Genomic DNA, 6,640 nt, shown 5'->3' on the forward strand with positions numbered 1-6,640 from the left:
TGCTCACCAGAAAAAGATGGAATAAATTCAGAAGTCCAGCCCTTGGACAACCATAATCACAACTCAGATTTTGTAAAATGATTGTTGACATACTCACACAATTCGGACTGGCAAGGCATCGTTCACAAAGAAAGAACATTTTTCCCTTGTCTAAATTTTAGCTTTTAATTAAATATTTTCACACGGCATCACTTCTCCGCAAACAATCATCTGGTAACACAAAATGAGGATAAGAGAAAAACAGTCACGAAAAACAATACAATGGCTTATGACGCCGCTGGTTCCACTCGTGATTTTCGGCGGGATCGCCTTCCCCTATTTCGGCTATGTAGCAATCGCCATGATGGTCGTCATGGTCGCTGTCAGTCTGTTCCGTGGTCGGTTCTACTGCGGTTGGATCTGCGCCATGGGGGCCTTCCATGAAAGGATTCTGAGCCGGTTCAGCATGAAAAAACCCATACTGCCATTTTTCAAGGCAGGGTGGTTGAGGTGGCTTCTTTTTATGATAATGATGGGGATTCTTGGGATACGGCTGGTGCAGGCTGGGGACGATCCGGCTCGGATAGGGGCAGCATTCGTCCTTATGTGGACCATCTCCACCGTGCTGGCGATAGCCATCGGCCTCATCTGGATGCCACGCTCATGGTGCACCATCTGCCCGATGGCAACCTTTCAGGGAATCATCTTCCCGACTAAATATCTGCTGGAGGTAAGCCCGGATTGCAAGGGCTGCGGTATCTGCCAAAAAAGTTGCCCGATCGAAACTGACCCGGCAATGTTCAAGGTAAAGGGCGTTGTCACCAGCGGCAAATGCATGCGCTGCGGCAACTGTGTGGAAAATTGTCCAAAGGGAGCTCTTCGGTTTTCAAAAACACCACGTGAGGATGATCAGTGTTCAGCGATTTAGATCACAACACCATTGCACGATTCGAGCGCTATGATGACTCAGAGGAATGCAACTCATTAGGGATCAAGTCGGTATGATCTTCGTTGACCTGAGGAGAGCGAATAACGCGCAATGTATCAATTTTACCACAAATACCAACTATCCGTCTTCAGCACATAGAAGGCCAGACATATATTCGTAGTCGAATGCGCCACGATGCAACTCAGCAAATCTTTCCGCACAATGAGCAGCAGCGCCATGAGTAGACCAAAACCAATTGCCGCAGGCCACTCATACATCTGATGCCCCGAGACAAAGACCAGGGTTGATATAATAACGGCAGTCCAGGTCCAGTCTCCTGGCCGGACATCGTTAATGGTTCGCTCGTCAAGCGCAACCTGCAGAGGCTCATCCTCTTTCATTTTTCGCGCCTCACTCCACTGCAGAGCAAGACGGAAGACAAAGCCCCGCATCATCAGCTCTTCAAAGAACGGCACCAGCAAGCCGGCAGCCGCCAATCGCAACACAAAACTCGTATTCGACCAAGGGTCGACGTCAGTAGTGGGAGCAAATGGCGTTAACAGGATAATCCAGACAATCACCCCGATCACGCCGGCCAGAACCCCAAAGCCAATCGACCCTATTGGCGAACGAGGACCGGTGAGGGGGAAATACCACTTCCAGGCCCAGACAAGGACAGCAGAACAGGCAATTATGCGGAGAATATAGTTTACTTCAGGTGATATCGAGTCGCCGATAATCGAGGCAAGAGCCACATACACCAGAAACGGTGCAGCATAGGGCACAATGAGCCTGCGGTTACTTATCATCGCAGGCTTGAGATGAATTTTGAGAATCCGTCGTTTTTGCTTCTTGAGCTGCAAACCGCCGGGTACGAATAAAATCAATCAACGCCCAAGGCAGCAGAATTCCGCTGACGACGCGGTTAAATAGGAGATGCTCCTGCATATCCGGGTTCGATGTTAACCACCCATCATAAAAACACCACACACCCATCACGGCAAGGATGGCAGGGAAAAGATAGGGGCTGATTTCCGGGGGGGCAGATTGTTCCTTTTTGGGCTTACCGGGCATAGTAACCTCTTTCAACTGTACCAGATGATATCCTACCGGTTACCAGTCGAATATCCTCAGAATGATTCGGGATGATGAGAAAGACAATACTTCGGCATGAGCCTCTGTCAAGAAAATAGCTCGTCGTATCAACCACATTCAAACAGATTTCTCACCTTTTGTCTTGCCGATATTGTTATAACCAAGTGAAATTTCTTCTCTACTGCTGGTGGTATTCAGCTATATGCATAATGTTATCAGGTGCCTCATCGAATCACTTCTATTTCGCCGGAAAGCACATTATCCGGCATCTGCAAAAACAGCTTTTCACAAAAATCCACTTGCACTCTATAGCTGCCAGCGGCCAAAGTTGTTGGCAACTGCGCATCCAGGAATCTCGTTGCTTTGCGGGTATCAATCTTTATGCATTCGCCTGGTGTGTCACTCTGCAGCGCCATCAGGGCTAGAGGTATTGCACGATCGTCAACTGCGTAAACCTGCACTTTAGGCCGGATGCCGAAGTCAAAGGTACTGATGCCGGAGAGTGATAATCTGAGTTTTTCTCCGGGCAGATAGCGGTCATATTGAGTGGTCAGGTAAATATGGCGGTTATTATCCGGCTCTGTGCTGCCGGTGCCCGAGGTGGCCGCCTCCCAGAACCGCGGCCGCCCTGCATCAAGATGGATTTCCTTGCCGCCGTAATGTCCGACTCCGCAACAGTTTTTCGCCCGCACGGTTTCCCAGAGTTCTTTGCCATCCACCCCTTCAATCCAGAAATCGAGCGCCATACCGTCGATGTGGGTGGAGGTCTTTGCAGCATTGGCACCCTGCTTGCGGATCTTGTCATTATATTCAGGGCTACGATAGGCGGATTCGATATGGATTGTTTTGCCAGGCGCCACAAGATCTGAAAAATAGCTCAGCATAAAAAGCATACGCGGTGAGATATGCTCCCCTTTTTCTTCGGTTGGAAACCCAAAAACCCAATCGACCTTATCAAAAGCGACCTCATTTATCGCGCCATGTCCATCAAGCAGTTCGACGTCGGCGTGCCGATTATTCCTCAGGTTGTTCAGATGCAGCTTTCCGCTACCCATAAAAAAAAACCGGTCCTTTGGCTCCGCAGCGAAAGAAACGGCGGCAGATAAACCACAAGCAAAAGCGACAACAAATACAACAACGGCAAGAATGTGATACCTGTTTTTCATTTTATCCCAGAATCATGCTAATTATTCGGCTAACCCAATAAGATGCTGCGCAAACCATGACAACCCCTTCAGGAGGCCTTAAACTTGAATAGCAGACAGCAAACAAAAAAATTACCGAGTTAAACCGTCAGAGCTCGAAGCTTTTCGTAAAATATACGGCAGGAAAAACATTGCCGCTTTTCCACAAGTGATGCAAGACGAATTGGAGAGCAGGACTCATAAAAATGCAAAGTCAGCAGTTATGGACAGTTCGTTGGCTCAATGCCATTGGAGACGTAGATCGTGAGCAGTGGGACAAGCTGGCATTGCCGCTTTCAACACCCTTGCTGGAATGGCAATGGCTGCATGACCTGGAGGCTTCCGGCAGCATATCACCACGCTACGGCTGGCAACCGTATCATTTAACATTATGGGATCACGAGGAGTTGATCGGGGCAGCACCGTTTTACCTAAAAAGTCACAGTGGCGGCGAATTTGTTTTCGACCATTGGCTTGCGCAGCTGGCCTCTGAATATGGAATCGACTATTATCCAAAGCTGGTGGGAATGAGCCCGGCAACGCCATCTGTAGGCTACCGGTTTCTCATGGCGGAAGGTGTCGATAAACAGGTGCTATTTCGCAATATGCTTTCGGCTATCGATAACTCCTGCCAGCAACAGCAGCTATCCGGCTGTCACTTCAATTTCATCGACGAGCTATGGTTCGCGCAGTTCCCGGCCCACGATTTTGCCAGTTGGAAGCATCAGTCCTACCTATGGAAAAACCAGGATTTCGAAGTATTTGAGGATTATCTGCAGACATTCAAGTCTTCCCAGCGTCGTAATATCATACGGGAACGAAGGAGCATGTCCAAGCAGGGGATCACCATTCGCCCCCTTAACGGCCAGGAGATCGGAACCGATATGGCCGCACTCATGTACCGTTATTATCTCAACACCAATGAGCGATTCGGCCCCTGGGCAGCCCGTTTTTTAAATGGCGACTTTTTTACCCGACTCTTTCAGAACTATCGCCATCGCCTCCTCATCATAGCTGCCTATACAGATTCAGCTGCGCCCCCCATCGCCCTGTCGATGCTGCTGGTGAAAGACGGTCATCTCATCGGCCGCTACTGGGGAGCGGAAACACAGGTAAAGGACCTGCATTTCAATATGTGCTTTTATGCCCCGATTGAGTGGGCTATCAACAACAACATCAAGACCTTTGACCCAGGTGCCGGCTCGCCCCATAAGATCGCCAGGGGCTTTCGAGCTGTTGCCAACACCAGCCTGCACCGCCTATACGATCCACGGCTCAAAATCCTGTTCGAACAGATTATCGACCAGGCAAACGATATGGAATCAGCCAATATAAAGGCATTAAACCAGCAACTTCCTTTTGCAAAAAACACCCGGCCAGTATGAGAATAAGTGGCACAACTAACTACGTGCGACGAATAGGCGCCACCCTGCGGCGCGCCAGCCGGGCAATACCGCCTTGTCGCAAGGCCTGGAGTTCCAAGTCAGTGAGTACACGCCAGGTACCTGGCTCGAGGTCCCCAAGGGTGATCGCACCAACCCGGATACGCTTGGCATGAATGATCTTCAGACCAATGGCCTCACAGATTTTACGAATGTGCCGAATACGCCCCTCATGCAGGATGCATCGCAGCACCTTTTCACCGTGCTGTTCGACATGGTGCGGGACTATTTTGCTATCTTCATGAATAATCCCTTCAGCAAACGCGGCAATGAGGTCAGCGGTAAGCGGCTTCTCAACTACCACCAGGTACTCTTCCTCGTGCAGATGGCTGGGGTGGGCTAATTTATTGCCCAATTCGCCATCATTGGTGAGTAAAAGCAGACCGTCTGAATCTCTGTCCATGCGGCCTATGGGGAAGACACGGTCGGGACCAAAATCAAAATCCAGCAAGGTTTTCACTCCACCCATGGCCGAAAGTGTGCATTCCACACCAATTGGCTTATAAAAAATCACTACTTTCTTTTTTGGAGGTGCCTTAAGCTGCAGCCGTTGCCCGTCGACCGTTATCACTTCCGTACCGTCGACCTTGTCCCCAAGTTTGGCGGGTTTGCCATCCACCAGAATTTTCCCCGCCCGAATGAAGTTTTCCGCCTGACTGCGGGAACAGAATCCGATTTCCGAAAGGAATTTTTGTAGTCTCATCGCGTCTATCTCTTAAAAAAATGTATCAGCCTGCCCGCTTGCCCAAAAATCAAAGGGCTGTTACCCGGTTGATGCGGGGCAAGCCCCTGTTGATCGTCCGTTTATAATTAATTGCCGGTCGGCCAAAGCCCATGGCATAGCCGATTTCATGATCCTCCGGTATGGCGAGCATCGTCTTTAAAGACGGTACCAGTTCGGAAATCGTCAGGGTCGCCAGGCCATTCCAGATGGTACCGAGGCCCCAACTGGCGCAATAGAGCTCAAAGGTCGTGAGGGCAATAATCGAATCATGCAGCGGGCTGGCGTTCTCGGCCGGGGCCGAAACAATGAGCAGATGCGGCGCGCCCCGGAACAGTATGTCCTTGTTGAACTGTTTCCAGGCAGCAATAATATCGATAAACATCTCCATACCTTCCGGCAAGTTTCCGGCATCAATCAACTTCTCGAGCTCGTCAAAGGCCTTTTCCCGTAAGTCGTACACCAGTCCCTTATCATCAAGCAGGGTATAGATCAGGCCACGATCGTTATGACCACTTGGCGCATGGGATGCCACTTCAAGCAGTTTTTCAATGCGGACGGGATCAACATTCCGATCCTGATAGTTTCGGGTCGCGCGACGTCCTTTAATCATCAATTCCATCTGCTCGGGCTTTGGCAGCGATTTTCCTTTCAGCTCCTCGCCCTGATCAGGCCCATAGCCCAGGATCGAAACCGAACCCTCGCTGCAGATGGCAACGCAGTGCATGCAGCGGATACAGAACTGTTCCAGATCGCTGGAGATGGTCGGGAGATTGGTCTCCATGCTGATTATCATGGCTGGGCAGTCACTGGCACACTGGCCGCAACCTATACATGTTTCTATATCAATGGTAAAACTGAGCATACTCATTCCTCACCTGTATTTACTTTTAGCGTTATGTATAATTCCCCAACGGCATATTGCCTTCGGCTGCTCTCTTCTTAATCGACGATTGGCAAAAAGTATATCAAACATCACTGCTGTCTCACAGTTAATTCCACAATAAAAGCTGTGGAGATTTAATAGTTTGTGGATTGTCAGGTGGCTTGAATAAATCAGTCATTGATCGACGATCAAAGAGATTCAATTGCAATAGTCGTAAAATACCCGAAAGTGACAAACCTAGATTGGCCTGGAACTTCAAATAAGCCAGCAGAAGGTAAAGACACAAGGCAATCCAAAGCTGCGTCAACACAGCATTTTCTGAAGTACCGAGGAAAGTTTTCACCTTGAGATTTTGTTTGATCCATTTGAAGAACAGTTCGATTTTCCATCGTTCTTTGTAAATGG

At 49.4% G+C, this 6,640-nt stretch carries 8 protein-coding genes; 2 read left to right on the forward strand and 6 right to left on the reverse strand.

The genetic code is table 11. From position 1 onward, the window contains the following. The first annotated feature begins 223 nt into the window (after window positions 1–223). Window positions 224–907 (forward strand): 4Fe-4S binding protein, encoded by a 684-nt coding sequence (locus BUF15_RS10335; RefSeq protein ID WP_073613387.1) that lies wholly within the window; start codon window positions 224–226, stop codon window positions 905–907. A 122-nt stretch (window positions 908–1,029) separates the two neighbouring features. Here BUF15_RS10335 and BUF15_RS10340 read toward each other — a convergent pair whose 3' ends face one another. The 3 genes from BUF15_RS10340 to BUF15_RS10350 all read right to left on the reverse strand — a co-directional run bounded on the left by BUF15_RS10340 (window position 1,030) and on the right by BUF15_RS10350 (window position 3,168). After that, entirely contained in the window at window positions 1,030–1,692 is a 663-nt protein-coding gene (locus tag BUF15_RS10340) for a CPBP family glutamic-type intramembrane protease (RefSeq protein WP_234981155.1), read from the reverse strand. Between the two features lie 13 nt (window positions 1,693–1,705). Then, window positions 1,706–1,981, reverse strand: coding sequence for a hypothetical protein (locus BUF15_RS10345; protein ID WP_073613389.1), 276 nt, complete (start codon window positions 1,979–1,981; stop codon window positions 1,706–1,708). 245 nt (window positions 1,982–2,226) lie between these two features. Further along, complete coding sequence (locus BUF15_RS10350; RefSeq protein ID WP_073613390.1) at window positions 2,227–3,168, reverse strand: YcbK family protein; 942 nt, start codon at window positions 3,166–3,168, stop codon at window positions 2,227–2,229. A gap of 224 nt (window positions 3,169–3,392) precedes the next feature. On the opposite strand from BUF15_RS10350, the gene BUF15_RS10355 reads away from it, so the two are divergent. Beyond that, window positions 3,393–4,571: a GNAT family N-acetyltransferase gene (locus tag BUF15_RS10355; RefSeq protein ID WP_073613391.1), complete on the forward strand. Its 1,179-nt coding sequence runs from the start codon at window positions 3,393–3,395 to the stop codon at window positions 4,569–4,571. Window positions 4,572–4,590: 19 nt separating this feature from the next. Here the strand turns inward: BUF15_RS10355 and BUF15_RS10360 are convergent, their stop codons facing one another. The 3 genes from BUF15_RS10360 to BUF15_RS10370 all read right to left on the reverse strand — a co-directional run. After that, window positions 4,591–5,331 carry a pseudouridine synthase gene (locus BUF15_RS10360; protein WP_073613392.1) on the reverse strand — a complete coding sequence of 247 codons (741 nt, stop codon included), beginning with the start codon at window positions 5,329–5,331 and terminating at the stop codon, window positions 4,591–4,593. Between the two features lie 49 nt (window positions 5,332–5,380). Then, on the reverse strand, window positions 5,381–6,220 hold the full coding sequence (locus BUF15_RS10365; RefSeq protein ID WP_084553846.1) for a nitroreductase family protein: 840 nt from the start codon (window positions 6,218–6,220) through the stop codon (window positions 5,381–5,383). Window positions 6,221–6,341: 121 nt separating this feature from the next. Next, window positions 6,342–6,640 (reverse strand): transposase (locus tag BUF15_RS10370; protein WP_143170686.1); only part of this gene is annotated, 299 nt, incomplete at its 5' end.

The sequence above is a fragment of the Desulfopila aestuarii DSM 18488 genome, from assembly GCF_900143695.1.
GTDB lineage: Bacteria > Desulfobacterota > Desulfobulbia > Desulfobulbales > Desulfocapsaceae > Desulfopila > Desulfopila aestuarii.